This is a genomic window from Bradyrhizobium sp. CCBAU 51765 (assembly GCF_015291725.1).
Classification (GTDB): domain Bacteria; phylum Pseudomonadota; class Alphaproteobacteria; order Rhizobiales; family Xanthobacteraceae; genus Bradyrhizobium; species Bradyrhizobium liaoningense.
On the sequence record NZ_CP030038.1, the window covers coordinates 5,343,294 to 5,368,977 of the forward strand.

General features: G+C 64.7%; 26 protein-coding genes. 4 read left to right on the plus strand and 22 right to left on the minus strand.

Going from position 1 to position 25,684, the window contains the following annotated elements; all coding sequences use genetic code 11:
- Nucleotides 1–40 precede the first annotated feature (40 nt).
- Entirely contained in the window at nucleotides 41–244 is a 204-nt protein-coding gene (locus XH96_RS25490) for a hypothetical protein (RefSeq protein WP_246789746.1), read from the plus strand.
- 26 nt (nucleotides 245–270) lie between these two features.
- On the opposite strand, the gene XH96_RS25495 is transcribed toward XH96_RS25490, so the two are convergent.
- From XH96_RS25495 to XH96_RS25540, 10 genes are all read right to left on the minus strand, one after another.
- The gene (locus XH96_RS25495; RefSeq protein ID WP_194388184.1) at nucleotides 271–1,272 is read right to left on the minus strand and encodes a formate dehydrogenase subunit gamma; all 1,002 of its coding nucleotides are present in this window, start codon (nucleotides 1,270–1,272) and stop codon (nucleotides 271–273) included.
- 40 nt (nucleotides 1,273–1,312) lie between these two features.
- Nucleotides 1,313–1,909: a formate dehydrogenase FDH3 subunit beta gene (gene fdh3B / locus XH96_RS25500; RefSeq protein ID WP_194388185.1), complete on the minus strand. Its 597-nt coding sequence runs from the start codon at nucleotides 1,907–1,909 to the stop codon at nucleotides 1,313–1,315.
- Between the two features lie 13 nt (nucleotides 1,910–1,922).
- On the minus strand, nucleotides 1,923–4,865 hold the full coding sequence (locus XH96_RS25505; protein ID WP_194388186.1) for a formate dehydrogenase subunit alpha: 2,943 nt from the start codon (nucleotides 4,863–4,865) through the stop codon (nucleotides 1,923–1,925).
- 13 nt (nucleotides 4,866–4,878) lie between these two features.
- A complete protein-coding gene (locus tag XH96_RS25510; protein ID WP_194388187.1) occupies nucleotides 4,879–5,088 on the minus strand; it encodes a twin-arginine translocation signal domain-containing protein in 210 nt (69 codons plus the stop codon).
- Between the two features lie 29 nt (nucleotides 5,089–5,117).
- Entirely contained in the window at nucleotides 5,118–5,897 is a 780-nt protein-coding gene (locus tag XH96_RS25515) for a molecular chaperone TorD family protein (protein ID WP_194394257.1), read from the minus strand.
- A 129-nt stretch (nucleotides 5,898–6,026) separates the two neighbouring features.
- Nucleotides 6,027–6,629 carry a DUF3306 domain-containing protein gene (locus tag XH96_RS25520; RefSeq protein WP_194388188.1) on the minus strand — a complete coding sequence of 201 codons (603 nt, stop codon included), beginning with the start codon at nucleotides 6,627–6,629 and terminating at the stop codon, nucleotides 6,027–6,029.
- Nucleotides 6,626–7,144, minus strand: a complete 519-nt coding sequence (locus XH96_RS25525; protein ID WP_194388189.1) for a DUF3305 domain-containing protein — start codon at nucleotides 7,142–7,144, stop codon at nucleotides 6,626–6,628. Before XH96_RS25525 ends, XH96_RS25520 begins: the two co-directional genes overlap by 4 nt.
- Nucleotides 7,141–8,148: a DUF6352 family protein gene (locus XH96_RS25530; RefSeq protein ID WP_194388190.1), complete on the minus strand. Its 1,008-nt coding sequence runs from the start codon at nucleotides 8,146–8,148 to the stop codon at nucleotides 7,141–7,143. Before XH96_RS25530 ends, XH96_RS25525 begins: the two co-directional genes overlap by 4 nt.
- On the minus strand, nucleotides 8,145–8,684 hold the full coding sequence (locus tag XH96_RS25535; protein WP_194388191.1) for a DUF6505 family protein: 540 nt from the start codon (nucleotides 8,682–8,684) through the stop codon (nucleotides 8,145–8,147). Before XH96_RS25535 ends, XH96_RS25530 begins: the two co-directional genes overlap by 4 nt.
- On the minus strand, nucleotides 8,681–9,388 hold the full coding sequence (locus tag XH96_RS25540; RefSeq protein WP_194388192.1) for a biotin/lipoate--protein ligase family protein: 708 nt from the start codon (nucleotides 9,386–9,388) through the stop codon (nucleotides 8,681–8,683). Before XH96_RS25540 ends, XH96_RS25535 begins: the two co-directional genes overlap by 4 nt.
- Nucleotides 9,389–9,585: 197 nt before the next feature.
- Here XH96_RS25540 and XH96_RS25545 point away from each other — a divergent pair, with 197 nt between their 5' ends.
- Nucleotides 9,586–11,556: a 4Fe-4S binding protein gene (locus XH96_RS25545; protein WP_194388193.1), complete on the plus strand. Its 1,971-nt coding sequence runs from the start codon at nucleotides 9,586–9,588 to the stop codon at nucleotides 11,554–11,556.
- Between the two features lie 50 nt (nucleotides 11,557–11,606).
- Nucleotides 11,607–11,906, plus strand: coding sequence for a hypothetical protein (locus XH96_RS25550; protein ID WP_246789747.1), 300 nt, complete (start codon nucleotides 11,607–11,609; stop codon nucleotides 11,904–11,906).
- A gap of 105 nt (nucleotides 11,907–12,011) precedes the next feature.
- Here XH96_RS25550 and XH96_RS25555 read toward each other — a convergent pair whose 3' ends face one another.
- Nucleotides 12,012–13,301: a c-type cytochrome gene (locus XH96_RS25555; RefSeq protein WP_371740176.1), complete on the minus strand. Its 1,290-nt coding sequence runs from the start codon at nucleotides 13,299–13,301 to the stop codon at nucleotides 12,012–12,014.
- 595 nt (nucleotides 13,302–13,896) lie between these two features.
- Here XH96_RS25555 and XH96_RS25560 point away from each other — a divergent pair.
- Nucleotides 13,897–14,133, plus strand: a complete 237-nt coding sequence (locus XH96_RS25560; protein WP_246789749.1) for a hypothetical protein — start codon at nucleotides 13,897–13,899, stop codon at nucleotides 14,131–14,133.
- Nucleotides 14,134–14,369: 236 nt separating this feature from the next.
- Here XH96_RS25560 and XH96_RS25565 read toward each other — a convergent pair whose 3' ends face one another.
- The 11 genes from XH96_RS25565 to XH96_RS25615 form a co-directional block, all read right to left on the minus strand.
- Complete coding sequence (locus tag XH96_RS25565; RefSeq protein ID WP_194394261.1) at nucleotides 14,370–15,365, minus strand: tripartite tricarboxylate transporter substrate binding protein; 996 nt, start codon at nucleotides 15,363–15,365, stop codon at nucleotides 14,370–14,372.
- A gap of 172 nt (nucleotides 15,366–15,537) precedes the next feature.
- Entirely contained in the window at nucleotides 15,538–16,299 is a 762-nt protein-coding gene (locus XH96_RS25570; RefSeq protein ID WP_194388194.1) for an SDR family NAD(P)-dependent oxidoreductase, read from the minus strand.
- Between the two features lie 33 nt (nucleotides 16,300–16,332).
- Nucleotides 16,333–18,072 carry a nitrilase-related carbon-nitrogen hydrolase gene (locus XH96_RS25575; RefSeq protein ID WP_194388195.1) on the minus strand — a complete coding sequence of 580 codons (1,740 nt, stop codon included), beginning with the start codon at nucleotides 18,070–18,072 and terminating at the stop codon, nucleotides 16,333–16,335.
- A 13-nt stretch (nucleotides 18,073–18,085) separates the two neighbouring features.
- Nucleotides 18,086–19,075 carry an acetamidase/formamidase family protein gene (locus XH96_RS25580; protein WP_194388196.1) on the minus strand — a complete coding sequence of 330 codons (990 nt, stop codon included), beginning with the start codon at nucleotides 19,073–19,075 and terminating at the stop codon, nucleotides 18,086–18,088.
- Between the two features lie 33 nt (nucleotides 19,076–19,108).
- Nucleotides 19,109–19,837, minus strand: a complete 729-nt coding sequence (locus tag XH96_RS25585; protein WP_194388197.1) for an ABC transporter ATP-binding protein — start codon at nucleotides 19,835–19,837, stop codon at nucleotides 19,109–19,111.
- A complete protein-coding gene (locus XH96_RS25590) occupies nucleotides 19,830–20,546 on the minus strand; it encodes an ABC transporter ATP-binding protein (RefSeq protein WP_061883163.1) in 717 nt (238 codons plus the stop codon). Before XH96_RS25590 ends, XH96_RS25585 begins: the two co-directional genes overlap by 8 nt.
- Nucleotides 20,546–21,610 carry a branched-chain amino acid ABC transporter permease gene (locus XH96_RS25595; protein ID WP_194388198.1) on the minus strand — a complete coding sequence of 355 codons (1,065 nt, stop codon included), beginning with the start codon at nucleotides 21,608–21,610 and terminating at the stop codon, nucleotides 20,546–20,548. Before XH96_RS25595 ends, XH96_RS25590 begins: the two co-directional genes overlap by 1 nt.
- A 15-nt stretch (nucleotides 21,611–21,625) precedes the next feature.
- The gene (locus XH96_RS25600; protein WP_025035503.1) at nucleotides 21,626–22,498 is read right to left on the minus strand and encodes a branched-chain amino acid ABC transporter permease; all 873 of its coding nucleotides are present in this window, start codon (nucleotides 22,496–22,498) and stop codon (nucleotides 21,626–21,628) included.
- Between the two features lie 94 nt (nucleotides 22,499–22,592).
- Nucleotides 22,593–23,846, minus strand: a complete 1,254-nt coding sequence (locus XH96_RS25605) for an urea ABC transporter substrate-binding protein (protein WP_194388199.1) — start codon at nucleotides 23,844–23,846, stop codon at nucleotides 22,593–22,595.
- 10 nt (nucleotides 23,847–23,856) lie between these two features.
- Nucleotides 23,857–24,522: an ANTAR domain-containing response regulator gene (locus tag XH96_RS25610; protein WP_194388200.1), complete on the minus strand. Its 666-nt coding sequence runs from the start codon at nucleotides 24,520–24,522 to the stop codon at nucleotides 23,857–23,859.
- Nucleotides 24,519–25,679, minus strand: a complete 1,161-nt coding sequence (locus tag XH96_RS25615; RefSeq protein ID WP_194388201.1) for a transporter substrate-binding domain-containing protein — start codon at nucleotides 25,677–25,679, stop codon at nucleotides 24,519–24,521. The genes XH96_RS25610 and XH96_RS25615 overlap by 4 nt, the downstream gene beginning before the upstream one ends.
- Nucleotides 25,680–25,684 lie beyond the last annotated feature (5 nt).

The following is a 25,684-nucleotide window of genomic DNA, read 5'->3' on the forward strand; positions in this document are numbered from 1 at the left end:
TATTCGTCGAGCCGGGTGGAGATGGCAGACGGAGATGCGCATGAAACCCCTCATGCTCTCGCTCATTGCAGCCATGCTTCTCGCTGGTGCGGCCAGCAACGTGTTCAGGTCGCATGCAGTGATCCCTTTCGGTCAGCACGGCATGGCATCCATTCAAGACATGCAGACAGGCCAGGCGAACAAGCTGCCCGAGCAGGAGCTGCAGGACCGCTCCGTCCTGTTTGTGAAAGAGCCGGCTCAGTAGGCTGAAGCGCCCACGTCGGACTCCGCCTATTCGGCCGCGGCCGTTGCGGGTCGCGGTTGTCCGTCGTTCGGTCCGGTTTGCGCCTTCTGCTCGTCGAGCCAGAGGCTATGGTGCTCGCGAGCCCAGTTGACGTCGACTTCGCCCGAGCCCATGGCCTCGAACGCGCCTTCCATGCCGATGGTGCCGATATAGATGTGCCCGATCATCGCCGCGACAAACAGGACCGCGACGATGGAGTGGACGATCTGGGCCATTTGCATGCCCTCGATCCCCGTGCCGTAGAACGGGAACATCAGCGCATAGCCGGACGCTGCGACGAGTCCGCCGCCGATCACGACGATCCAGTAGATCATCTTCTGGCCGCCGTTGAAGCGGTAGGCCGGCGGATGGTCATGTCCGATCAGCCCGCCGCCGCGCTTCGCCCATTCGATATCCACCTTGTTCGGGATATTGCCGCCGATCCACATCAGGAAAATCAGGACGACGCCGAGAGTGAACGGGAAGCTGAGATAATTGTGCGCGTACTTGGCCCATTGCGACCATTCCGAGAACGCCTCGAAACCGATCAGCGGCAGCAGCAATGGCCGGCCAAAGGTGATGTTCAGCCCGGAAATGGCGAGCACGATGAAGCAGGTCGCCGTCAGCCAGTGCACGAAGCGCTCGAAGGCGTTGAAGCGCACGATGGTGCGGCCGGACCGGCCAGCTTCGAGACGCACCATCCCGACGGTCAGATAGAAGATCACGATGACCGCGATCATGCCGAGGATGGCGACGCCGCCGATCCAGGGCAGCGTCACATTGCGGAATTCCCGCCATTCCCGTCCCTGCGGCTGCTCGAGAACGCCGGAGCGCTGATCGGGAATGCTGACGCGGCCCTGAATCCGGTTGAGCTCCTGCAGAAGCTGCTGCTCCTTGACCGAGCTTGCGGTCGGGTTGACCTGCTGAGCACTCGCGGGCACCGCCGTCACCAAAAGAAGCAGCGCCCAGGCGCCGAACGCCAGACGAATGAACCTTCCAAACGACGCCATCACGTCCTCCCCGGTCTTGCGCGCCCTTCGGCTACCCACGTCAGGACTCGATTGTCTCGCGATATGCGGTCTTCCAGCCCCATGCGCCCGAGCCATAGCCGCGCTTCATGACGCGCTCCCTGTAGATCTGCGCAATGATCTCGCCGTCGCCCGCAAGCAACGACTTGGTCGAGCACATTTCGGCACACAGCGGCAGCTTGCCCTCGGCCAGCCGGTTCGCACCGTATTTCTCGTATTCCTCCTTGCTGCCGTCGGCTTCCGGGCCGCCGGCGCAATAGGTGCATTTGTCCATCTTCCCGCGCGAGCCGAAGTTGCCGACTTTCGGGTATTGCGGCGCGCCGAACGGGCAGGCGTAGAAGCAATAGCCGCAACCGATGCAGAGGTCCTTGGAGTGCAGCACCACGGCATCGGCCGTGGTGTAGAAGCAGTTCACCGGGCACACCGCCGCACAGGGCGCGTCCGTGCAATGCATGCAGGCCATCGAGATCGAGCGCTCGCCCGGCTTGCCGTCGTTGATGGTGACGACGCGCCGGCGGTTGATGCCCCAAGGCACCTCGTGCTCGTTCTTGCAGGCGGTGACGCAGGCGTTGCACTCGATGCAGCGATCAGCGTCGCAGAGAAACTTCATCCGAGCCATGTGCGTGCTCCTCTCAGGCTGCGACGATCTGACAAAGCGTGACTTTCGGCTCCTGCATGCCGGTCGCAGGATCGTAGCCGTAGCTCGTGATCGTGTTGGCGCTCTCGCCCAGCACGATCGGATCGGTGCCGGCGGGATAGTTCTTGCGCAGGTCGTTGCCGCCGAGCCAGCCGCCGAAATGGAACGGCATCCAGGCGACGCCCTTGCCGACGCGTTCGGTCACCAGCGCCTTCATCCTGGCACGTGAATTGTTCTCGGCACCGCTCACCCAGACCCAGCCGCCGTCCTTGATGCCGCGATCGGCCGCATCGGCCGGGCTGATCTCGATGAACATGTCCTGCTGCAATTCAGCGAGCCATGGATTGGTGCGGGTTTCCTCGCCGCCGCCTTCGTATTCGACGAGACGTCCCGAGGAAAGGATCAGCGGAAACTGCTTTGCGATCCCCTTTTCCACCGCCGCCTTTTGCACCGAGAAGCCGATATTGGGCAGGCGGAACTGCTTGGCATCGGGCAGGGTCGGATATTTTTCGACGAGATCGACGCGGGGCGTGTAGATCGGTTCGCGGTGCACCGGGATCGGGTCCGGCAGGCCGAACGCATTCATGCGCGCCTTGCCGTTGCCGAAGGGCACGCAACCGTGCTTCAGCGCGACGCGCTGGATGCCGCCGGAAAGGTCGACAGCCCAGGACACCGCATCCGGATTGGCCGGGTTGACTCTCTGGATCGTCGCCATCTCGGCCTCGGTGAGATCCTGGTCCCAGCCGAGCTTCTTCAGGCTTGCCAGCGTGAATTCGGGATAGCCGTCCTCGATCTCCGATCCCCTGGAGAAGGATTTGTCGGCGAGCAGGCTCACCTTCCGCGTCGTGCCGTCCGGCAGCTTCTCCTCGCGTTCGATGCCGAAGCGTGGGCGGAACGCGCCGCCGCCGTCCATCACGTGCAGATTGTTGTTGTAGAGCAGCGGCGAGCCGGGATGCTTCACCTCGGGCGAGCCCCAGCACGGCCAGGGCAGGCCGTAATAGTCGCCGCCGACCTCCGGATCGTCCTTGGGCGCACGCAGCGTCACCAGGTCGAACTTGTGCTGGTTCTTCATGTGCGCCTTGATGCGCTCCGGCGACTGGCCGCAGTAGCCGGTCGACCAGCTTCCGCGGTTGATCTCGCGCAGCACGTCCTCGGCGACCGGAAGATTGTTCTCGACCTTGATGTTCTTGAACATCTTGTCGGCGAAGCCGAACTTCTTCGCCAGCAAATAGATGATCTCGAGGTCGTCCTTGGATTCGAAGATCGGCTTGACGATCTGCTCGCCCCACTGCATCGAGCGATTGGAGGCGACCCGCGATCCCGTGCATTCGAACTGCGTGGCCACGGGCAGGATGTAGACACCATCCTTGCGTCCCGCCTCGACCGCCAGGGACGCCCAGGTGGTCGGGTGCGGATCGGCGATCACCAACAGCTCCAACGCCTTCAGGCCCTTCAGCGACTCCGGAATGCGCGTGATGCTGTTGCTGGCGTGGCCCTGCACGAAGACGGCCTTGACGTTGTCCTTCTGTGCGACATCGGCCTTCGGCAACAGCGCAGCATCGAACCACCGCGTCAGCGGGATGCCTGGCGTCTCCATCTGCTTCTTCTCGTCGAAGCGGGAGACGAGATAGTCGTAGTCGACCTCCCAGACCCGGGACCAGTGCTTCCAGGCGCCTTCCGCAAGGCCGTAGTAGAACGGCAGCGTCACGATATCGAGTCCGACGTCGGTCGCGCCCTGAACGTTGTCATGGCCACGCAGGATGTTGGCGCCGGCCCCGGCCTTGCCGACGTTGCCCGTCATCAGCAGCGCGATGCAGCTCGCCCGCACGTTGGCGGTGCCGACCGTGTGCTGGGTCTGGCCCATGCACCAGATGATGGTCGCGGGCTTGACCGTCGCGAACGTCTTGGCGACGCGCTCGAGCTGCGCGGCGGGCACGCCAGTGACGCGCTCGACCTCCTGCGGGTTCCACTTCTCGACTTCCTTGCGCAGGTCGTCGAAACCGTAGACGCGCTGGGCGATGAATTCCTTGTCCTCCCAGCCGTTCTTCAGGATGTGCCACATCATGCCGTAGAGCACGGGAATGTCGGTGCCGGGACGGATCCGGACATATTCGGTGGCGTGCGCCGCGGTGCGGGTCAGGCGCGGATCGAAGACGATGAAGTTCGCCTTGTTGAGCTCCTTGCCTTCGAGCAGGTGCTGCATGCTGACGGGATGCGCTTCCGCGGCGTTGCTGCCGATGAACAGCATCGTCTTGGAATTGCGCATATCGTTGATGCTGTTCGTCATCGCGCCATAGCCCCAGGTGTTGGCGACGCCGGTGACGGTGGTGGAATGGCAGATCCGCGCCTGGTGATCGGTGTTGTTGGTGCCCCAGAAGGCGCCGAGCTTGCGGAACAGGTAGGCGCCCTCGTTGGTCATCTTGGCCGAGCCGAGCCAGTAGACGCAGTCGCTGCCCGACTTCTCGCGAACCTGGAGCAGCTTGTCGCCGATCTCGTTGACCGCCGTGTCCCACGACACGCGCGTCCACTGCCCGTTCACCAGCTTCATCGGATAGCGCAGGCGGCGATCGCTGTGCACGAGCTCGCGCACCGAAGCGCCCTTGGCGCAATGCGAGCCGCGGTTGATCGGCGAATCCCAGCTGGGCTCCTGCCCGATCCAGACTCCGTTGAGCACTTCCGCCGTGACGGTGCAGCCCACCGCGCAGTGCGTGCAGATGCTCTTCTTGACGACGGCGCCGGCCGTCAGCGGACCGGCGGCGGCGGCTTCGGCCTTGCGCACGCTGCCGACCGGCATGGTTCCCAGCGCCGCGAGCGCGCCGCCGGCCAGGCCGGACTTGCGCAGGAATGTGCGGCGATCAAGTCCTCCGCCCTGGGCCGCAAGGGATTCGGCGACGGAGCCTCGGCGATCGGAACGCTGATGTGTTCGCTTGATAAGCACGGCAGCCTCCCTCTCAGGCCGGATAACGATTGACGCGGTAGAACGTCTTCACGTGATCGGTTTCCTTGTAGCGCGCCTTGCGCTTCTCATCGTTGCTTTCGCTGTCCGCCTGCGCGGACCCGACCAGCGGTGTCGCCAGCGTCGCGCCGACACCGGCCGTGCCCAAGCCGACCCTGCGAAGGAAATCGCGGCGTCCGACCTTTGCTTTCGTCTCGTCACTCATCGCATCTCTCCCGGACCAAGGCGCCTCGGTCAGTTGGCGAATGTGAATGCTTCCGTCTCGATTTCGATGAAGGTGCGGCCGAGCGCGCCGACCGCGCGATAGAAACGGGCGTCCCCGGCGCTCTCGATGTCGGCGAACAGCCGCCCCATCCAGGGCGACACATGTTTTTCGAAGAAGGCGCGCTGCGCCTCGGGCGAGGCATCGAAGCGGCCGTCGGCAAGGCCGGACATGATCTCGCACAGGATGGCGGCGTGATCCTCGGGTTCGGAACTGGTGGCGGCCCGCTCGATGCCGAGCGCCGTCAGGTCGCCGCGCAGGCGCGACAAGGGCCGTTCGTTGAGAAAGCCGGTCAGATAATAGGAGGCATAGGGCAGCAATTCGCCGCGGCCGAGCCCGACGAACAGATCGAAATACTCCCGCTCGACTTTCGCTGCGACGGCGCTCGAGGCGGCATCGGCCAGCGCCGCATGCACGCGCCCGAGGGGCGTCGCGTCACCAGTCAATGCCGCAAGCTGCTCAAGCAATCGTTTCGACGGAGGCGCCGACAGCAGCGTTGCCAGCAGCGCGTATTCCTGTGCGCGCGCCGCATCGATGGGATCGACGAGTTCGGCGGAGCCGGCCTGTTCGCCATAGAGATCGGGCCGCAGATCGTTTCGGGGAACGCCGGTGGCGGTTTCGACTGCAATCACCCGTTGTGCGGGCACGCGGATCCAATTCGATACGGAGGGCTGGCTGATGCCTATTTTGCGCGCAAGCTGAGCGATGCCGCCCGCGGCATCGATCGCGCGATCAAGCCCGTCATCACGCACGTGGACCTCCCATCCAAGTCCCGTCTGCTGATTATCGCTTTTGTTACAAAGCAGTAGGTAGCGTAATCCGGGCTCCAGCAACGGTCAACGCCTGCCATAGCCTGTGCCTATAGCCTTTGGTCGTGCTTCTCAGCGAGGCAGTGCACCACCATGGGTACGGGGCTTGATGGGCTCGGCAGAATTGGCAGAGCTGTCAGCCACTGTCGGTTGCGCTGCAACAGGAATTGCCGGACGCTCCGTCTCGTCCGGCGGCTCGACGACATTGGAAACCACTGTCACATCGGCTTGATGCAACTCGGCCGAAGGATCCGCTGACTCCATCGCCGTCTCGGCGAGAGACTGGGCCGCCTCGCGCACGCCGCCGACAATGCGGTCGACCAGTGCGGCCAGCTCCTCCGACGAGCAATCCAGCGGCCCAAACCCCGGCATCGCGGTCGGGTCGTTGAAGTCCCATGCATTCTCCGCAAGCCCGACGAAGTCGCGAATGGCGGGATCGGTCGCCCAGGCGCGGCGAAGAGCCGCACGGCTCAGCTCCCGAGGAATCCCCTTGCCGAGGAAGGCCGTGATGTCGGTCGCAGCATTGATCTCGTCGATCGACGGCAGACTCGAGAGGTCGAACTCACCCTCGTCGTCCTCGACCTCGGACGGCTGCGCCGCGGCAGGCTTCGCCGGCTCCGCCTGCGATTCGCGTTTGCGGCGCGACCAACGTGCAAGGAACTCCTCCTCGCTCATTCCTGTCCGCCTTCATGCTCCCGCCGGGCCAGCGCCTCAGGGTCGGCGCGGCGCCGCTTGCGCTTGACGAATTCCCGCTCGACATGGTGCTCGGCCACGAAGCTTTCAATCGCTTCGCGCAGCGCCTCCGGCATCGGCACGGCCTCGACGAGATTGTCGGCGGCTTCGGTAAATCCTTCGCCCTCGGCGGGGTCGGCGGTCACCGCGGTGACGGCATAGGGCCAGGCGCCGTCCGAGGGCGACAGCACAGTCCAGATGCTCGGACTGCCGGAGGCGAGATTGTCGCGATAGCGCGCCGTCTCGGACGGATAAAGATCGACGGTCGCGCTTCCGGCATAGAACAGGGTCGTGCCGTCCTGCTCGCGAAGTACGGTCCACGGCTGTGTCATCACCGGCTTGTCCGGCAGGACGGCAATTCCGCGCCAGATGAAATCGACCCACGGCGAGTCAGCCTTGCGCCGCTCGACCACGACACCGACGGCAATCGAAAGGGTGGGCAACGCCGCAGGGCTCATGTCGCCATCTCCAGGTGCTTCACCGGCAGCCCGGTCAGCAGATTCTGTGGCTTCATCCGGAGCTTCTGATCCGCCGTCATCGACAGGATCAGGTAGACCGGTTCACCGCCGACATCGTCAAGAGCGCTGCCTGAATCCGCAAACGTCAAGCGGAACAGCGCGAGCACGCGATCGGCGTCGCGCTCGCCGAGTTCTTCGCCGTGCCACAGCCGGTCGCCGAGCCTCGTGGCGTCGGCATCGAGCCCGACATACCAGGTGAGCCGTGCCTCGTGCAGCGCGCGCAGCGGCTCGATCACGACGTCGATGCCGAGCAGATGGGAGACCCAGCGCGTCATCGCCTGCGCCAGCGCAGCCGGTCCGCGGCCGCCCGCCGTAAGGTCGAGAGCCACGTCGAACTGGTCGCTACGCTGCCAATAGGCCTCGACATTCTCCTCGCTCAGCACCTCGACCACGGCATCGGTGGTGGCGCCCAGCATCGACATCAGGGAGAGCACCGGGGTCGGGCTCCGGCCGCCGACAACCTCCTCGTCCCCGAGCAACAGGGCCTGCTCATGCGGCAGGATGCGCTGGGTCCGAAAGAACAATTCGGCCGCGCGCAGCACGAACGGGTCGTCGCAGCCATCGAGCGCATTCCGCAGGATGACGTGCACCAGCTGGTTGACGAACAGCGGCGGCAGATCGTTCGCGCCCGATCTCACCGATGCAAGATAGGCGGCTTCGAGCGTCGGATGCCGCAACAGAAGATCGCGGAACGCCAGCACCAACTGCCAATTCTCCCGGGCATCGGCATCGACGATCCCCGCGATTTCGCCGGCGCTGACCGCCTGGCGCGGGTCGGCGAGCAATTCGCGGTGCAGCCGGCGTTCGACCGGGCACGCATCGTCCGGCGGCATCAGCTCGGGACGGGCAAAATAGGCCTTGAGGAACTCGTCCGTGACACGGAGCCCACCGCCTTCGTCGCGATCGAGCAGGTGATGACCACAGGCGATCCAGAAATCGTTCATCGGACGGTCGGCCCCCGACCCAGATCCGCAATCCTGAGATCGCCGTCAGGCTGGACCTCGTCCTCGATTTCCATGAACGAGAATGCCTTGCTGTGCCCCTGCCCTTCCCGGAGCTGCAGCCGGCGGAACGACTCGCGGACTTCGCCGTCGCTCGAGGTGCGGTGCACTGCAATGAGAGAGCTGATCGGATGGCTGCAGAGCGACTGCGCGAAAGCGACCTCCTCTTCCGCGGCCGTCTTCGCCGCCGCCATGTCCGGCGCACCGAAGCGATCGACGAGTTGCCTGGCAAGGAGATCGACCAGGCTGCGACGATCGTCTTCGGTTGCCGGAACGATCTGTGCCAGCGTCGACCAGCCCCAGGACTGCACCCCGAGGAAACCGCCGCGAAACGCCGCGCGCGCCTTGCCCTCGAGCCCGGCAGCGTCGTCATCCCAGAAGCGGAAAGCGCCTGAGACGGCCCATTCGCCCGGTTCCGCCGCTACGTCGAACACGAAGGTGTCGGAGGGATCGAGCGCGATGGTGCGCAAGAGTTTCACAGGCGCGGTCCTCCGAGGGCCGGATCGAGCCAGGACGGCGTCGCGAGCGCCTGCACGAGATCACTTCGCTGGACCCGATCCGTCCTGATGCGGCGCGTCAGGACATCGCCGCGATCGTCAATGCGCTGAACCGTCTGCCTTTCGCGCGGCATCCGAGCGAGATAGTCGCGCGCGACGCTGTCAAAGCCGTCAACCCGCCAGCCATCCAGCGCCAGCATCAGGTGCCGGGCAAAGCTCTCCGTGATCTGCGCCGCGCCGGCCTCGCCAAAGCCTTCCTGGTCGAGTGCCGAGGCCAGCGGGTGGACGCCCGGATCGTCATCGTTCATGGCAACCGTCCGGATCATGGCGCCGAACACCAGCCAGGGCGGCGGCGCATCCTCGTCAGCTGCGAATGGCCAACCCATCCGTCCGCCACCGACCAGCCCCCCGTCGATCCTGACCGCGTCCGGCCAATTGATCGTGATCGGCTTGCTCGGCGGCGCATAAGCGCTAAGGGCATCGGTGAGAGCGACCATGCCGGCGTAAAAGGCGCGCCGCGCGCTGCGCAACGGCTCGGCCGGCTCCAGCACCACGGCGAACTCTGCGAGATCGAAGCGCCCGACATAGACCAGCGTGCCGGCACCGGCCTCCGGTGCGATGCGGCATGCATGGGCAAAGGCATCTCCGCTCTCGCGCAATCGCACCAACGTGAACGGCGGCGGCAAGTGAATAGGTTCCGCCACGGAAACATGGTTGACTGGGATCGACGACAGGCCGTCCTCCGCTTTCCTTTTCTTCCCGATGGATAATGTCTATACGAGGCGAAGGGCCGGCGCGAGTCCGTCGTCGGCGTCCGAATGGCGGAGGGGTTAACCTGGAGCAGCCGTCGAAGACCGTCCTGATCTGCTCGTGCGAAGACACGATGTCCCTCGACGTGGCTGCGATCCGGCGCGGATGCCCGAACAGCGAGGTCAAGAGCTTTCGCCACCTCTGCGGTGCGGAGCTCGACCACTTCCGCAAGCTTGCCGCGGCAGAGGGCGTATTGACGGTCGCCTGCACGCAGCAGGCAGCGCAGTTTTCGGACGAGGCCGGCGAACGGGCCGATGCGATCAGCTTCGTCAACATCCGCGAAACGGCCGGCTGGTCCCGCGACGGCGCGCGCGCCGGCGCGAAAATGGCCGCCCTGCTCGCATCCGCCTCCATCCCCGCCCCGGACTATCCGCTCGTCAACCTGTCGAGCGAGGGCGTGATCCTGATCTACGGGCGCGATGAGGCCGCGATCGAGGCTGGCCGCCTGCTTGCCGATCACCTCGACGTCACGGTGATGCTGAAGCAGCTCGATGACACGGTGCCGCCAGCTGCAACGGTCTTTCCGATCGTGAAGGGCACGATCCGCTCCGCGAAGGGACATTTCGGCGCTTTCGAGCTTGCGATCGACGACTATGCGCGTCCCCGCCCCTCCTCGCGCGATCGTTTCGTGCTGGACCCGCCGCGAAGCGGAGTCACCTCGCGCTGCGATATCATCCTCGATCTTTCCGGCGACATGCCGCTGTTTCCTGCCCACGATCTGCGCGACGGCTATCTGCGCGCCGACACGAAGGATCCCGCTGCAGTGCTCCGCGCTGTCCTGACCGCGCGCGATCTCGTCGGCAGCTTCGACAAGCCGAAATATGTCGACGTCGCGCCCGCGCTTTGCGCCCATTCGCGCTCGAAGCGGACCGGCTGTCATCGCTGCCTCGATCTCTGCCCGACCGGGGCGATCACCCCCGTCGGCGATCATGTCGCAATCGATCCGAACATCTGCGCGGGCTGCGGCCAATGCGCAGCTGCCTGCCCCACCAGTGCGGTATCCTACATGCTGCCGCCCGCCGATGCGCAGCTCCAGAAAATCCGCGCCATGCTGCTCGCCTACCGCGAGGCCGGCGGCGCGAATGCGGTGCTGCTCTTTCATGACAGCCCGCACGGCACGCCCCTTATCGACGCCCTCGCGAGGCATGGCGACGGCCTGCCGGCGAACGTGCTTCCCTTTGCCGTCAACGAACTCACACAGCTGGGGCTGGAAGCGATCGTCGGCGCCTTCGCCTATGGCGTATCGGCTGTGCGTTTCCTGCTCCGTGCCAAGCCGCGTCACGATGTGACCGGGCTGTCGCAGACGATCGCAATGGCCGAAGCGATCCTCGGCGGCCTTGGATTTGCGGGCCGTCGCCTCGCCACCATCGAAACCGACGACCCCGATGCGTTGGGCGGGCATTTGACTGACATCGGCACGCTCACTGCGGTCGCGACGCCAGCGACCTTCAGGACCGTCGGCAAGCGGCGCGACCTCTTGCGGTTCGCCCTGAGCGAGCTGCATCGACTGGCGCCGCAGCCGGTCGACGTGATCGCCCTGCCACAGGGCGCCCCGGTCGGCGCAATCACCGTCGACACCGACGGCTGCACGCTGTGCCTCTCCTGCGTCTCGGCCTGCCCGACCGGCGCGCTGCGGGACGATCCCGAGCGGCCCGTGCTGAAATTCATCGAGGATGCCTGCGTGCAGTGCGGCCTGTGCCAGAGCACCTGTCCGGAAAAGGTCATCAGCCTCAAGCCGCAGATCGATTTCCGCGCGGCGCGCGCTCCCGCGACGATCATCAAGGAAGAGGAGCCCGCACTCTGCGTCCGCTGCGGCACGGCCTTCGGCGTCAAGAGCACGATCGACCGCATCGCAGCCAAGCTCGAGGGCCGGCACTGGATGTATCCGGCCGGCGACCGGCGGATCGAGGCACTGAGAATGTGCGCGGACTGCCGCGTCATCGTCATGAGCGAGCAGCAATTTGATCCGTTCAAAGGCGTCCCGGAACGAACGCCGCCGCGGACGACGGATGACTATCTGCGCCAGCGTGACGGCAAGGACTAACAAGGCGAACAGACATCTTCGCAGGGCTCGGAAACCAGGGAAGCATCACCATGTCTCGTTTGATCACCACTCTGTCGACGTGCATGATCTCCATCGCTCTCGCCGGCGGCGCGGCCGAAGCTGCCACTCCGCCGCTGACCAAGGCGCAGAAGGTTGCGGTGAAGCAGGCTGTGGTTGCCTGCAAGGCCGAAGCGAAGGGCAAGAAGATCGCGTGGCTGTCGCGCCGGAAATACGTCAACCATTGCGTCGCGGAAGCTCTCAAGGAGCACCCCACCATCGACGTCATTCAGATCCTCAAGCAGCATCCGGAAATGAGGGATTTCCCGATGGACAATTGGGACTCGATCTGAGGGAGCCCAAGCGCGATGAGATTTAGGTGAACCGTCATCGCGCTTCTGGTTGTTGTTACGCATGATCTTCTCGGAAAACCGCTTCGCACTCTTCCGGATCATGCTTTAGCGCGACGTGGCGCGGCCCAGAAACTCGGTGAGCGCGCGCCGGTCCTCGGGCGAGCCGATGCGCTGCTCCGGCATCTTGGTGCCGGGCGTATAGGCATTCGGTCCAACCTCGAACAGCTTCGCAACCGTCTCCGGTGTCCAGACGATGTCCATCGTCTTCAGCGCATCGGAAAAGCGGTATCCCGGCAGCGAAGCGATCCTGCGGCCGTAGAGTCCCGCAAGTGTCGGACCAGCACGCTGTACCTCCTTGTCCGACAGCGTGTGACAGGCAACGCACGCCCGAAAGACATCGGCGCCATGATCGCCGGCATAGGCGGCGAGCGGGTCGGCGGGTGTGCCGATCAGACCTGAGCCGATGGGATCGCCGGTGCGCGCATTCCAGCGCCTGATCCTGCCGTCCGCACCACCCGTCATCAATGTCTCGCGATCCGGAAGGAAGACGACCGACCACACCGGCGGCCCCGGCCCGACCAGCGTGCGCAGCAGGTTGCGCGACTTGCGATCGATGATCGCCACTGTGCCGCCGCTGCCGGCCGCAGCGATCAACGCGCCGTCCGCCGACATCGTCAAGGCCACCACCGGTGTCGGGCTGGCCGCGACCTCGCCGCTGACCTTGCCGTCCTTGGTCAGCATGCGCAGCCTGCCATCGACCGCGCCTGTGACGATTTCACCATCCGGCGCCACCGCCACGGCGTTCAGCGGCGCCGGCAAGGTCACGATGTCTGGCTGGCCATCCGGCAAACGCCAGATGCGCACCGCAAGATCGTAGCCGACGCTGACAAGCCCGCCGTCCGGCGCGAAAGCGACGCCGTTGACATTCTGCGTATGCCCTTCGAGCACGCGCGACGTGCCGTCCGACAGCGACCAGAGCCGCACCGTCCGGTCCCATGACGCCGATGCGAGCATCGCCCCGTCGGGCGACACGGCAAGCGCCGCGATCGGAGCAACATGTCCCTCCAGCACCCGGTCCGGCTCCGGCCGCCCCGCCGTCCACACCGCAATTCGTGCGTCGGCGCCGGCCGTGATCAGGCGGCGATCCTTCAGAAAGGCAACGGCATTGACGCCGCCGGCATGATACCGCAGCACTTGCTCTGCGGTATCCGTCTTGAGCGACCAGCGAATGACCGCCGTGTCGAAGCTGCCGGAGAGAAGGTCCTCCCCATCCGGGGAAACGGCAAGAGCCCGAATCGGGCCACCGTGTCCGACCATGTCGGCGTGCACGGATGATCCGGCAAAGATGGCCCACAGAGCTACGGCCACCTTCGTGCACAAAGGTGATCTGTTCATTTCCGGCCGGCCCTGCTTGAGGTCCACATTCTCAAGATTGCCAGAACAGGCGGCCGAAATGAACATCCCGGACCGGTCTACTTGGCCGGTTCCGTGGTGGTCTTGGAGGATCCCTCCGGCGCGGCCTGCATTCCAGGCGGACTCTGGCCTTGGGGACTTTCGGCCGGCGCACCACCCGAACCTGTATTGATTGGGCCCGTCCAACCCTGCGGCTGTGCCTGGCCCTTCTCTTCAGGAGGGGTTTTCGTCGCCGACGGGTTGGTTTGCGCGGGCTGGGCCAGGGCACTGCCAACAACACAAAGTGCCGCGAAGCACAAGATCGTCCTCGGTAATGTCACGCAAGACCTCCGATGCGCTCACCAAAGCGCGATGCGATCAGGATGAATCGTCATCGCGATTCAGGCTGTTGTTTAAGCATGGCCTTTCGGAAAACCGCTGCGCACTCTTCCGGATCATGCTTTAGGCTTTGCAAGAAACCTGCGAGGCCTGCTTCCGTTCCGAAGCGTGCAGCGCAACAGCCCACGTCGCGCATCCGCCGCTTGAATGCCGATAGCCCGGACACTAGATTCTGCCTGCTCACGTCAAGGAAGACCGCATGCAGGGGCGAACGGGGCCAATTCTGCGGATGATTGCGCGGCTACGCGTTCTTGGCGGCATTGATGGCCTGCGAGATCCCGCCGCGCGAGAAGCCTCCCCTTTCCTCCTCCTCGTTGCCGTCGTGCTCGCGCTGCTGCTCGCAATCCTGGAAGTCGATTCGAACAGCGCCGGGCTTCAGTCCCTTGGCTTGATGGGCAATGCGTTTTCCGCCGATCCCGTGTTCAAGAGCCCATAGGACTGCGGATGCCTTGCCACAGATGCCCTGGCGCGATCGACGAGCTTGCTCGCGATACGTCGCGTCGTATAGATGGCTTGATGTTCCAAATCGGGGGAGGATGAGGATGAAGGCTTTTTTGCTCGGCTGCGTCGCAGCCCTTGTGATCGCGATTGCGGGAATGGAGATCCTGAATCGAGTCCAGGAGCCCGTCGCTCAAGCGTTTGCTACGTCCGCGGTACGACTCTGAGAAGCGCTCAGTCGCGCTTGAGCCCGATCGACTTGACGATGGGAGCCAGGCGGACGAGCTCGTCCTCGACCAGGCGCTGGAATTTGTCGGGGCCTGAATCGATGTCCGGCTCCAGACCCTGCGAACGATAGCTTTCCTGCAACTGAGGATCAGCCATTGCCGTGCGGGTCGCCGCAGCGATCCGCACCACGATTGCATCTGGGGTTGCTTTTGGAGCAAACAGGCCAAACCAGCCGGCATATCTGAGGCCGGGCATGCCGGATTCGATCACAGTCGGAACTTCCGGCGCACCGCTCAGCCGCCGGTCGCTCGTCACGGCGATCAGACGCAGCTTGCCCGCAAAGTGCAATTGCAGGTTCTGGCTCGAGACCACCGCAATGACCGAGTTGATCTGGCCACTGACGAGGTCGTTGGTAGCGGCCGCCATGCCCCGGTAAGGGACGTGGATCAAATCCGCCGCAAGACCAGATTGTTGCCTGAACATCTCTCCGACGAGATGATTCCCGGTACCGACCCCCGGAGTGCCATAGGAAAGCCCGCCCGGATTCGCCTTGGCGAAAGCTGCCAGCTCCCGCAGGTCCTTCACCGGCAGGGACGGATGAACCGCGAATGCGAGCGTGCTGGTAATCAGCCGATAGATGGCACGGAAATCGCGAATCGTGTCGTAGGCAGGCTGCGCCGAGGACAACGGAATCGTCACCTTCGTGCTGCCATTGCCGAGCAGAAGCGAGTAGCCGTCGGGAGCGCTCTGCGCCACCGCTGCGGAGCCGATCGCACCGCCGGCGCCCCCGATATTCTCGACATGGACCGGGCCGAGCAGCGGCGCGACCTTGTCGGCCCAGGGACGGCCGATCAGATCACCTGCAGCGCCAGCCGTATAGGGAATGACCAGCTTGATGGAGCGGGAGGGATAGTCGTCGGCGGTCGCACCGCCGGGCCAGGCAGCCAGCGCCGTGAGACGCGCCGCCGCATCGAGCAGTTCTCGCCGTGAGAGAAAGGACATCGTCTGCGTATTCGGGACTGGGCTCGCTATCTTGCACGAATGACGTGTCCCGAAAATCCACGCGGGGAGATCGCTGCCCTGCACAATGCGGGCAGCAGTGGCCGCGCCGGCCCTGCGATCACACGGTCAATCATGACGCGGATGACAGATTTGCGTCTCAGCGCTCGCGCCTTCAGAATTGCACACCGCGCGTCAGTGCACCGTCGACGACGAGGTTCGTTCCAGTGATGAAGCTGGCGGCGCCACTTGCGAGAAATACGACTGCGTTCGCCATCTCCTGGGGCGTCCCCATCCGGCCCGTGGGATTGAGCGCAAGCGCTGCCTTGTAGAGCTCGGGATTGTTGTCCTTGATGGTGTTCCAGACACCGCCTTCGAAATAGGTGTTGCCCGGCGAGACCGTGTTGGCGCGGATGCCCTTGTGTGCGAGCTGATTGGCGAGACCCTGCGTGTAGTGGATGATAGCGGCCTTGAAGGTGCCGTAGGGGCCGGCCGCGAAATCGACCTCGCGCCCGGAGACGCTGGAGATGGCGACGATCGCACCGGCGCGGCTCTTCTCCAGATAGGGCATGGCCGCGTTCACCAGCCGGACCGTGCCCATCATGTCGGTCGAGAATTCCTTGGCCCAGCTTTCATCGTCCTGCCCAATGGCGAGCGCGCTCACATTGGCCACGACGACGTCAATTCCGTCCAGCTTGGTCGCCATGTCGACCACCCAGGCCTTGAGCGCCGCACCATCTGATACGTCGACCGCAGCGCCGAAGGCCGCGACGCCTTTGCTCTTGAGCGCGGCAACAGTGCTGTCGACGTCCGCCTGATTGCGCGCACAGATGCCGAGATTTGCGCCCTCGGCGGCAAAGGTCTCCGCGATCGCACGGCCTATCCCCTTGGTGCTGCCGGTGACGAGAACCTTGGCGCCCGCAAGTCCTAGATCCATGATCGGCTCCTTCTTCCCAGTAGATTTACACGTTCAATGGTTGTTTGCCGTTGCCCTGACCAACCCGCGATAGCTGTGTGGCATCCGCATCGAAACGAGGTCCTTTCGTCGCACGACGTTGGTCGGATACACGCTGTCGAGATTGGTGGTGTCGACCAGAGCAGTAGCAAGGTTCGTGCCGTCCGCTGCAATCGCTTCGCGGCGCGGAAATTCGAACGTATCGGGGCCAAACACGCCGCTCAGGCCGGGATAGCCGTGTTCGGGATCGAAGACGTTGGCAAACGCCAGGAACACGTTGTTCTCGCCGGCGCGGACCCGGAAGTGGTGCCAGTGATGCGGATCGGCGCCGGTCGGGATCGGGGCCGCCTGCACAACGGATGTTCCCGGATGCGGCGAACCGAAGGGGCCCTTGACCGCCGCGCAGCAAGCGATGATATCGCAGCCGCGAAGTGCGAGCACCCTCCCCGCTTCCGGAAACGCCGCATCGTGGCCGATCAAGAGGCCTACTCGTCCGATCGGCGTGTCGACGACGGCCCAGTCGTCGCCCGCCGTGGCCCAGCTCCGTTCCTCTTCGGTCAAATGCGTCTTGCGATAGATCGTGATCTTTCCATCCGGAGCGATCAGGCAGGCGCTGTTATAGACGGCATCGCCCGCGCGCTCGGCCATCCCACAGACGATGTAGATCTGGAGCTGCGCAGCGAGCGCGTGCAGGCTCTCCGTGGCCGGGCCCGGTATCGGCTGCGCCGATCTCGCCGGATCTGCGAGGCCGGCGACTGCGAGCTCCGGGAATACGACGAGCGCCGCGCCGTCCGCCTTGGCCTGCCGCGCGAGCTTCGCGATCGCCTCGAGATTTCGCGCAACATCGGCACTGGGTGCGAATTGGGCCGCGGCAACGCGCGAGCGGACGCCTTCCGGCCAGGGCTCGTGGCCGTAAAGGCCGAAGAAATCGCGCGGATTCCAGCTGAATGTGTCGGTGAGCAGCTCCGGATAGAGCTCGGGCCGGCGTTGACGGAAGACAGGCTCGCCCAGCACGCGGCGTGCACGCGCAATATCGAGATCGATCTCGGCCAGCGCGACCCCGTCGCCCTTGTCGAGGACCGTAATCACCTGGCCATCCGGCGCGATCACGCAGCTCCCGCCACTGAACTGGACGGTGCGCTCGAGACCCCAGCGGTTGCTCTCGACCACGTAGCAGCCGTTCTCGAAGGCGCGGCTGATCCAGTAGGGCGCTGGCGTTCGCTCCGCGAGCCAGTTGGAGATATGGCAGATGACGTCCGCGCCCCCCAGCGCCACCAGCCGCGCGGTCTCCACAAAATGGATATCCATGCATATGAGGAGCGCGATCCGTCCGATCGGCGTGTCGAAGACCTGGTTGTGCAGATCGCCCGCCGCCGCCCATTTCGGTTCGGAGATATAGGGATGCGTCTTGCGATGGCGGCCGACGATGCCATCGGGCCCGATCAGGACGGCCGAGTTGAAATAGATGCCGTCCTCGTCGACTTCGGGCATGCCGACCACGATGTAGCAGTCGTGCTTGCGTGCCAGCGCCGCAAACCGGTCGGTGGTCGGCCCCGGAATCCGCTCGACATAGGGCCGAACCTCGGCGCGGTCGAACCAGCAATAGCCCGTGGTTCCCATTTCCGGCGTGACGATGAGCTTCGCGCCGGCCGCCGCCGCCTGCTCACAGAGCTCGAGCAGGCGCGCGATGTTGCGCTCCTTCTCGAACATGATCGGCTCGAACTGGACGGTGGCGACCTTGTGCACGGTGGACATGAGCTGGCTGGCCTCAACCGAGATAGGACTTCTTGATGGAAGCGCCGAGCGTATACTTCGGATCGACCATGTTGCCGAGACGCACCCGACCGGCCTGCGTCAGCAGCATGTAGGCATCGATCTCGTCGAAACCGTAGTCCGCCGCCATCCAGCGGCAGAGCTCGCGATAGGCGATGCGGGCTGCATCTTCCATCGGACGGGCCGAGCCGATCGTCATGATGAAGTCCTTGGTCTCCAGCCGCGGCCAGGCGATGGTCCAGCCCTTGATCAGGTCGATCTGCACCGTGGTCACGGTCGGATGCTCGATGGCGACGCCGCAGAGCTCGCCGTCGCCCTGCGCCGCATGGCAGTCGCCGAGATAGAGCAGCGCGCCCTTGGTATTGACGGGCAGGTAGATGATGGCGCCGACGCCGACGTCGGGCAGATCCATGTTGCCGCCATAGTAATCCGGGACCAGCGACGAGATCGCCTCGATCTCCGGCGAGGTGCCGATGGTGCCGATGAAGGGCTCATAGGGCAACGTGATCTTGTCGTTCCATTTGGTGCCGGTCTTGGCGTCGATCTCCAGCTTCTTGACGCGCTCGGGCAGCGCCGGATTAAGCAGCGCCGTGTTGCCCGTACTGACCAGCCCACCGAATTCCGGCATGATCACCGTGGTGCCACGCGGCTGCGGCCCGCGCGGCACGATGCTCTCGATATAGACCGCGAGCGTATCGCCCTTCTCGGCGCCGTTGACGTGGATCGGCCCGTTCTGCGGATTGAGGAACGGGAAGTTGAGGATCTTCGACGGGCTGTCGGTCTCGTTCTTGATGGCGCCCTCGAACGCGTCATGAGTTTCGGCGGCCACCACCGCGCCCGGATCGACGGTGAGCACCGGCTTCACATAGGGGCCGTAGACATAGTGGTACTTGCCCTGCTCGCTTTCCGTGATCGTGTACTCGGTGCCGCGCTCGCCCTTGGCGACGCCCTTGCGGGCCATGATGGAGTCTTTCTGCCAGGACATTTGCTTTTCTCCTTCTGTCGTTGGCGTAGATCTTCAAACCGCGAGATGACGGCGCATCTCGGCCGCGTCGTCGAGCGCCGCGCGATCGAGGTTGGCGACGATGCGGCCCTTGTCCATGACGTAGCAGCGCTGCGCCATGGCGCGGATCATGTCGAGATTCTGCTCGACCAGGATGATGGTCACCCCGGTCCTGTGGTTGAGCTCGACCATGTTGCGCGCGATGTCCTGGACGATGTTGGGCTGGATGCCCTCCGAGGGCTCGTCGAGCAGGATGAGGTTCGGGTCGGCGATCAGGACCCGTCCGATCGCGAGTTGCTGCTGCTGGCCGCCGGACATGGTGCCGGCGCGCTGATGCCAACGCTCCTCGAGGATCGGAAAGGCTTCGACGATCTTGCGCCGGCCCGCTTCGGGAATGCCGCCGCGCTTGATCGCGGCGCCGACCGCGACGTTCTCGCCGACGGTCAGCCGCGGAAACACGTCGCGCCCCTGCGGCACATAGCCCATGCCGAGGCGCGCCCGCTTGTGCGCGGGAAGAAGCTCCACCGCCTCGCCGCGATAGACGATCGAGCCGTCCATGACCGGCACGAGCCCGATCAGGCTCTTCATCAGCGTAGATTTTCCGACGCCGTTGCGACCGATGACGGCGACGATCTCCCCTTCCCGCACCTCGATCTCGAGGCCCTGGAGCACCGGCTTGCCGCCATAGCCGGCGCGCAAGCCCAGGGTCGACAGGATCACTTCCTTGCGCGGCTGATCAAGCATGGGCCTGCCCCAGATAGATCGCCGCCACGCGTTCGTCGGCCACGATCTCGTCGATCGAGCCTTGCGCGAAGACCTGCCCGAGATGCAGCACGGTGACGCGGTGCGCGACCTGCCGCACGAAGGCCATGTCGTGCTCGATCGCCAGCACCGTCATGCCGTCCGCATTGAGCCGCTGCACCATCTCGCCGGTCATGTGGGTTTCCTCGGGCGACATGCCGGCGGTGGGCTCGTCCAGCAGAAGAAGGCGCGGCTTCAGGCTGACCGCCATGCCGATCTCGAGCCATTGCTTCTGGCCATGGCTGAGATTGCCGGCGATCTGCGCCTGCTCCGATTGCAGCCCGAGGAAGGTCAGCAGCCGGCCGATCTCCGCTTCGAGCTCAGCGCCGCGATGCCGGCTTTGCAGGGCGATCTCGAGATTCTGGCGGACCGAGAGGCCCTTGAAGACGCCGGGCACCTGGAACTTGACCGAAAGGCCGCGGTGAATCCGCGCAAAGGATTTCAGCGCCGTGATGTTCTCGCCGGCGAAGAGAATGTCGCCGCTGCCGGGATGATGCTCGCCGAGGATCAGGCGGAACAGCGTGCTCTTGCCGGCGCCGTTCGGGCCGATCAGGCAATGGATCTCACCGGCTTGCAGCGTGAGATCCACGGAATTGGTGACGTGCAGACCGCCGAAATGCTTGTTCAGCTGACGCAATTCGAGCAACGACATCAGCCGGCCCTCTGCGTGAAGCGGGCGGCGATACGGCCGAGCCAGTTCATCACCCCGAGCACGAGACCGTTCGGGGCGATCAGGACCGTGAGCACCAGCAGCACACCCATGAAGACCAGCGCGTACTGGCTGCCGTAGATCGTGAGCGCCTGGAACGCGGCGAGCACCACCAGCGTGCCGATCACGGTCGACGTCAGATCGCTGCGGCCGCCGACCGCGACCCAGATCAGCGGCAGCGCCGCAGCCGTCATGCCCATGCTCGACGGCGTGATGTACTGGCCCCACACCGTGTAGAGCACGCCGGAGAGCCCTGCGAGCGCGGCGCCGATGACGAAGGTGATGAGCTGGTACTTGCGGATGTCGTAACCCAGCATCTCCGCCCTCTCCGGGTTCTCACGGATCGCGACGATGACGTTGCCGAAAGACGAGTTCATCAGGATCCGCAAGGCCAGATAGACGAAGACGAGAAGGCCGAGCACGAGGTAGTAGAGCCCGATATCGGCGAACAGCACGATCGGCTCGCCCGGCCAGGGGATGGTCAGCGGCGGCATTGCGCTCATGCCGTTGAAGCCGTTGAGCCGCGCACTGCCGATGTGCCATTCCGGCCCCGCGGTCTGTGCCATGAAGCGTTCCAGCATCAGGGTCACGGCGAGCGTGACGATGCCGAGAAACACGCCGGCGATGCGGCCGAAGAACATGAAGTAGCCGAGCAACACCGCAAACAGCGCGGCGATCGCCACCGCAATCACCAGCGCCAGCAGCGTGAAGCCGTAGGCGGAGCCGAAATTGATGGTGAGCACGCCATAGCCATAACCAGCAATGCCGAAGAACGCGGTCTGGCCGAAGGAGAGCGAGCCGCCATAGCCCCAGATCAGGCACAGGCTGAGCGCGATGAAGACCCAGACGAAGAAGTAGACGGTGTTGCCGACCGTGTAGCCGTCGCTGAACAGCGGATAGGCGAGTGCGGCAGCGAGCACGAGTGCGAACAAGCCCCAGAAGGCCGGACCGCGACCGACGGTCTGCGGGCCTTCGAGACGGCGGAAAATTGCAAGGAAACCGGTCACGACGCCATCACTCCGTCAGGTGCGCTCGCGCAGAACGAAGCCGGAAATGCCTTTCGGCAACACCCGGACGACGATGATGACGGCGACCAGCAGACCGATCTGGCCGAACAGCTGGCCCTGCCAGGACGTCATCACCGATTTCACCACCGCGAGCACGCCGCCGGCCGGTGCGGTGCCGAGGAAAACGTCGGCGCCGCCGATCACCACGGTGACGAAGGCCTCCATGATGAAAGTCGCACCCATGGTCGGCACCAGCGTCATGGTCGGCGCATAGAGACCACCGGCAAGACCGGCGAGCCCTGCCCCGCAGGCGAAAGTGAGGCTGTAGATCAGGCGCGTGTCGACGCCGAGCGCCGCCGCCATGTGCGGCACCTGGATGGTGGCGCGCGCCAGCACGCCGAACCGCGTCCAGTTGAACAGCGCATAGAGCGCGGCGAGCACGCCGAGTGCGGCACAGAACAGCACGATGCGATAGATCGAATAGGAGTAGTCGCCGACCTGGAAACTGCCGAACGGCGTGCCGACGCCTGCCATGGTCGAGCCGACCATGATCAGCGTGCCCTGCGTGGCGATCAGGCTCAGCCCCCAGGTGGCGACGATGGTGTCGAGCGGCCGGTCGTAGAGATGACGGATGACCGCGAGCTCCACGACGACGCCGACCAGCGCCGACACGAGCGTGCCGGCCAATATTCCCAGCGGCAGCGGGAGGCCCGCATGCACGGTCGCGGCGGTGACGTAGGCGCCGCACATGATGAACTCGCCATGGGCAAGATTGATCACGCCCATCATGCCGAAGATCACCGCGAGCCCGCAGGCCGAGAGCACCAGGAATGCGAAGGCGTCGCCGAATTGATAGAGCGCCGAGAATACGTGGGTCGCGATGTCCATGAATCAACCAGGATGTGGGAGGATGCGGCGTCGCCGCCGCAGATGTCCGTGACCGCCCCGGCGCGCCGCAAGCGCCGGGGCGATCAGCCGCCGGTCAGGGCTTCGGCGGCGGATTCGACGGCGTGTACTGGGCCATCGGATCCTTCTTGGTGAGATCGCAGCCGGCTTCACCCAGCCAGTACGGCTTGATGTCCTCCCAGACCTTCGGGAAGGAGATCGAGTGATCGGCGCCGACCTTGGCGAGATAGATCGTGTGCGACATGTGCTGGCTCTTCGGGTCGATGCAGACCTTGCCCTCCGGCGCGTCCATGCAGACGTCGCCCAGCGCGATCACCTTGCGGATCTCCTCGCGCTTGGTCGACTTCGCGCGCTCCACCATCTGCTTGTAGAGATAGACCGCGAGATAGGAGTTCTCCGCCTCCTGGTTCACATAGGGCTCGCTCGGGAACTTGGCCTTGAACTTGGCGTAGAACGCCTTGCTCTTGGGCGAGTCGATCTCCTCGATGTAGTTGGTGGTGACGTACATGTCCTTCAGGCTCGGCGGCTTGAAGCGCTTGTGCTCGTAGCCCTGCCCGACATTGACCGAGGACGCCATCGGCAGGTTGACGTTGGCGGAGGCCGCCTGCTCGTAGTAGGAGGCCTGCGCGGTGCCGACCAGCAGCGTCACCACGAAGTCCGGCTTGGCCTTCTGGATGTTCTGGATGCTCTGCGAGAATTGCGACACGCCGAGCGGGATGAACTCCTCGCCGGCCATCTTGCCGCCGTTCTCCTTGACGATCTTGCGGACCCACTCCGCCGAGATCTGGCCGAAATTGTAGTCGGCCGCGAGCGTGTAGACGTTCTTGCCGTACTTCTCCATCATGTACGGAATGAGCGTCGAGAACTGCTGTTCGGGCACGGCGCCCGTCACGATCATGTGGCCGTCGCAGACACCGCCTTCATACTGGTTGTTGTAGAAGGCGAAGCCGTTGAACTGATCGACGATCGGGCGGTACGCCTCGCGCGAGGCCGAAGAGAAGCCTGCGAACACGACATCGACCTTGTCGCGCTGGAGCACGCGCCGCATGAACTCCTGGTAGCGGGTGTTGTCGGACTGCGTGTCGTAAGTGACGAGCTCCAGCGGCCTGCCCATGATGCCGCCGGCCTTGTTGATCTCCTCGGCGGCGAGCTGGATGGCGTGAACCTTGCCGATCGTGGCCGCTGCGAAGTCGCCGGACTGATCCTCGAGCACACCGAGTTTGATCGGGTTTTCCGCCGCGAGCGCCAACTGTGATCCAAGGGGTGATCCGAGGACAAGCGTCCCCGTGAGGGCTGCGGCGCGCAGCCCCCGCAATACAGACTTGCTCATTATGCTTCTCCTAGATGGCTTGCTTGTTGCCGCCTTGCAGCGTGATGCCGGTCGTGCGGCCGGACGTATCGGGCGGCTTCGCCCGCCTGCTCAGAAACTCCTCGCAATAGAGTTCCATGTTCTGCCGCGCGCGCATGCTCTCGCGGCGGAGCTGGGAATAGGCACCTTCCTCGTCGAGGCCCTCCTGCCGCATCAGCAGGATGACGGCCCGGATCACCGCGCGGCGGCCGCGGCGGCGCTCCTCGAGACTCTGCAGGCGCTCATACATCTCGGCGCGCAGCAGGAACTGGTTGATGCCCATGAACAGGGACGTGTAGACCGCGCCGCCATGCACCGGCTTGCGCAGGAATGAGGTCGCGCCCAGATTGACCAGCGCCTTGAGCCGGCTCGGCGCTTCGACGCCAACGAGTCCGATCACCGGCGCCGGCGGCAATCGCGAGGCGGGATTGACCTCGATGGCAACGGCGCCTTCGAGATCGCCGTCGATGAACAGGATGTCACGGTCGGCCTGCAGACTCGCAACATCGATCTGGGCGCGACCGTCGATGATCTCCGGGTACTCCGTGGAAACGCCGAGCTTGGCCAGCGTCGTTTCGAGCGCGCTCTCCCACCCTCCTCGCCTGGTGACGACGATGGCACGGCCGCCCTTGAAGTTCTGCAGCAGTCGGGAGCTCATGATTGCACCACCTTCAGATGTGGAGAGCGCATTGCGCTGGCAAAGCGCGGCGACGACTGAACGAGATAGGGATCCGGCGCGATCGGCTCGCGCGATTCCAGCAGCACTTCGAACTGCCCGTTGGCGGTCGACCGGCCGATCCGAGGCGTGAGCCAGGCGTGGAAGGTCTGGCGGTCGATGCGGACCTCGCCTTGCGGCGCATGCAGCCGCTGGTCTGCCACGGCGGCGCGGACCGTCCGGGCGTCGTCGGTGCCGGCCTGCGACAAGGCCGCTCCGAGCAGCTTGACGGCGATGTAGGACGCTTCGGCATCCGCCGACGAAGCCGGTCCGTCCGGAAAGGACGTCGTATAGGCGCGAATGAAGGCGCCATTTTCCGCCGAGTTCAGCGAAGAAAAATAGACACTCGAGGATAGATGTCCATCGATCGCATCCGGGCCGATCTCCGGCAATTCCGGCTCCGACAGCGTGCAGCTCGCGACCGGGATTTCGGCGGCCTGATCGATGCCGCGCGCGCGGCAGGCGGCCCGGAACGCCCGGAAGAACGCGTAGGCGCTGGTGCCGATCAGATTGTTGAAGACGAAGTCGGGGCGTTGGTCGATGATTGCCGCGATCACCTGATCGACCTCGGTGTCGCCGACGGAGAGATAGCGTTCGGCGAGCACGGTGCCACCACGCGCAGTCAGCGCCTCCCGGAAGATGCGGTTGTTTTCCCAGGCCCAGATGTAATTCGAGCCGACGCAGAAGGCGCGCGAACCGACGCGGGATGCCAGGTAGTCGACGAGTGGCAGCACGTGCTGGTTCGGCGCGGCGCCGGTGTAGATGACGTTATCGGAGCTCTCGAATCCCTCGTAGTGAGACGGATACCACAGCAGGCCGTCGAGCTTCTCGAAGCACGGGATCACCTCCTTGCGGCTCGACGAGGTGTAGCAGCCGACCACATGCCGGACCCCCGAGCCGAGCAGCTCGAGGCTGAGCGAGCGATAGCTCGCGAGGTCGCCGGACGGATTCACGACCACCGGCTCGAGCGCAATATCGCCGCCGCTCGCGTTGATCTCGCGAAGGGCGAGCAGCGCCCCGTTCAGCATCGACCGCGCGACGACGCTATAGGACCCCGTCGTCGAGAGCATTATGCCGATCCGGTATGTGGTCCGCGCCATCACTC

Excerpts from the sequence above, each read along its gene's own strand:
- XH96_RS25580 (WP_194388196.1), bottom strand. The coding sequence starts at position 19,075 with ATGTCCTGGCAGAAAGACTCCATCATGGCCCGCAAGGGCGTCGCCAAG.
- XH96_RS25575 (WP_194388195.1), bottom strand. The coding sequence starts at position 18,072 with ATGTCCACCGTGCACAAGGTCGCCACCGTCCAGTTCGAGCCGATCATG.
- XH96_RS25490 (WP_246789746.1), top strand. The coding sequence starts at position 41 with ATGAAACCCCTCATGCTCTCGCTCATTGCAGCCATGCTTCTCGCTGGT.
- XH96_RS25565 (WP_194394261.1), bottom strand. The coding sequence starts at position 15,365 with ATGTCCTTTCTCTCACGGCGAGAACTGCTCGATGCGGCGGCGCGTCTC.
- XH96_RS25600 (WP_025035503.1), bottom strand. The coding sequence starts at position 22,498 with ATGGACATCGCGACCCACGTATTCTCGGCGCTCTATCAATTCGGCGAC.
- XH96_RS25510 (WP_194388187.1), bottom strand. The coding sequence starts at position 5,088 with ATGAGTGACGAGACGAAAGCAAAGGTCGGACGCCGCGATTTCCTTCGC.
- fdh3B (WP_194388185.1), bottom strand. The coding sequence starts at position 1,909 with ATGGCTCGGATGAAGTTTCTCTGCGACGCTGATCGCTGCATCGAGTGC.
- XH96_RS25525 (WP_194388189.1), bottom strand. The coding sequence starts at position 7,144 with ATGAGCCCTGCGGCGTTGCCCACCCTTTCGATTGCCGTCGGTGTCGTG.
- XH96_RS25520 (WP_194388188.1), bottom strand. The coding sequence starts at position 6,629 with ATGAGCGAGGAGGAGTTCCTTGCACGTTGGTCGCGCCGCAAACGCGAA.
- XH96_RS25605 (WP_194388199.1), bottom strand. The coding sequence starts at position 23,846 with ATGAGCAAGTCTGTATTGCGGGGGCTGCGCGCCGCAGCCCTCACGGGG.
- XH96_RS25495 (WP_194388184.1), bottom strand. The coding sequence starts at position 1,272 with ATGGCGTCGTTTGGAAGGTTCATTCGTCTGGCGTTCGGCGCCTGGGCG.
- XH96_RS25530 (WP_194388190.1), bottom strand. The coding sequence starts at position 8,148 with ATGAACGATTTCTGGATCGCCTGTGGTCATCACCTGCTCGATCGCGAC.
- XH96_RS25610 (WP_194388200.1), bottom strand. The coding sequence starts at position 24,522 with ATGAGCTCCCGACTGCTGCAGAACTTCAAGGGCGGCCGTGCCATCGTC.
- XH96_RS25615 (WP_194388201.1), bottom strand. The coding sequence starts at position 25,679 with ATGGCGCGGACCACATACCGGATCGGCATAATGCTCTCGACGACGGGG.
- XH96_RS25560 (WP_246789749.1), top strand. The coding sequence starts at position 13,897 with ATGCAGGGGCGAACGGGGCCAATTCTGCGGATGATTGCGCGGCTACGC.
- XH96_RS25550 (WP_246789747.1), top strand. The coding sequence starts at position 11,607 with ATGTCTCGTTTGATCACCACTCTGTCGACGTGCATGATCTCCATCGCT.
- XH96_RS25555 (WP_371740176.1), bottom strand. The coding sequence starts at position 13,301 with ATGAACAGATCACCTTTGTGCACGAAGGTGGCCGTAGCTCTGTGGGCC.
- XH96_RS25570 (WP_194388194.1), bottom strand. The coding sequence starts at position 16,299 with ATGGATCTAGGACTTGCGGGCGCCAAGGTTCTCGTCACCGGCAGCACC.
- XH96_RS25585 (WP_194388197.1), bottom strand. The coding sequence starts at position 19,837 with ATGCTTGATCAGCCGCGCAAGGAAGTGATCCTGTCGACCCTGGGCTTG.
- XH96_RS25545 (WP_194388193.1), top strand. The coding sequence starts at position 9,586 with ATGTCCCTCGACGTGGCTGCGATCCGGCGCGGATGCCCGAACAGCGAG.
- XH96_RS25590 (WP_061883163.1), bottom strand. The coding sequence starts at position 20,546 with ATGTCGTTGCTCGAATTGCGTCAGCTGAACAAGCATTTCGGCGGTCTG.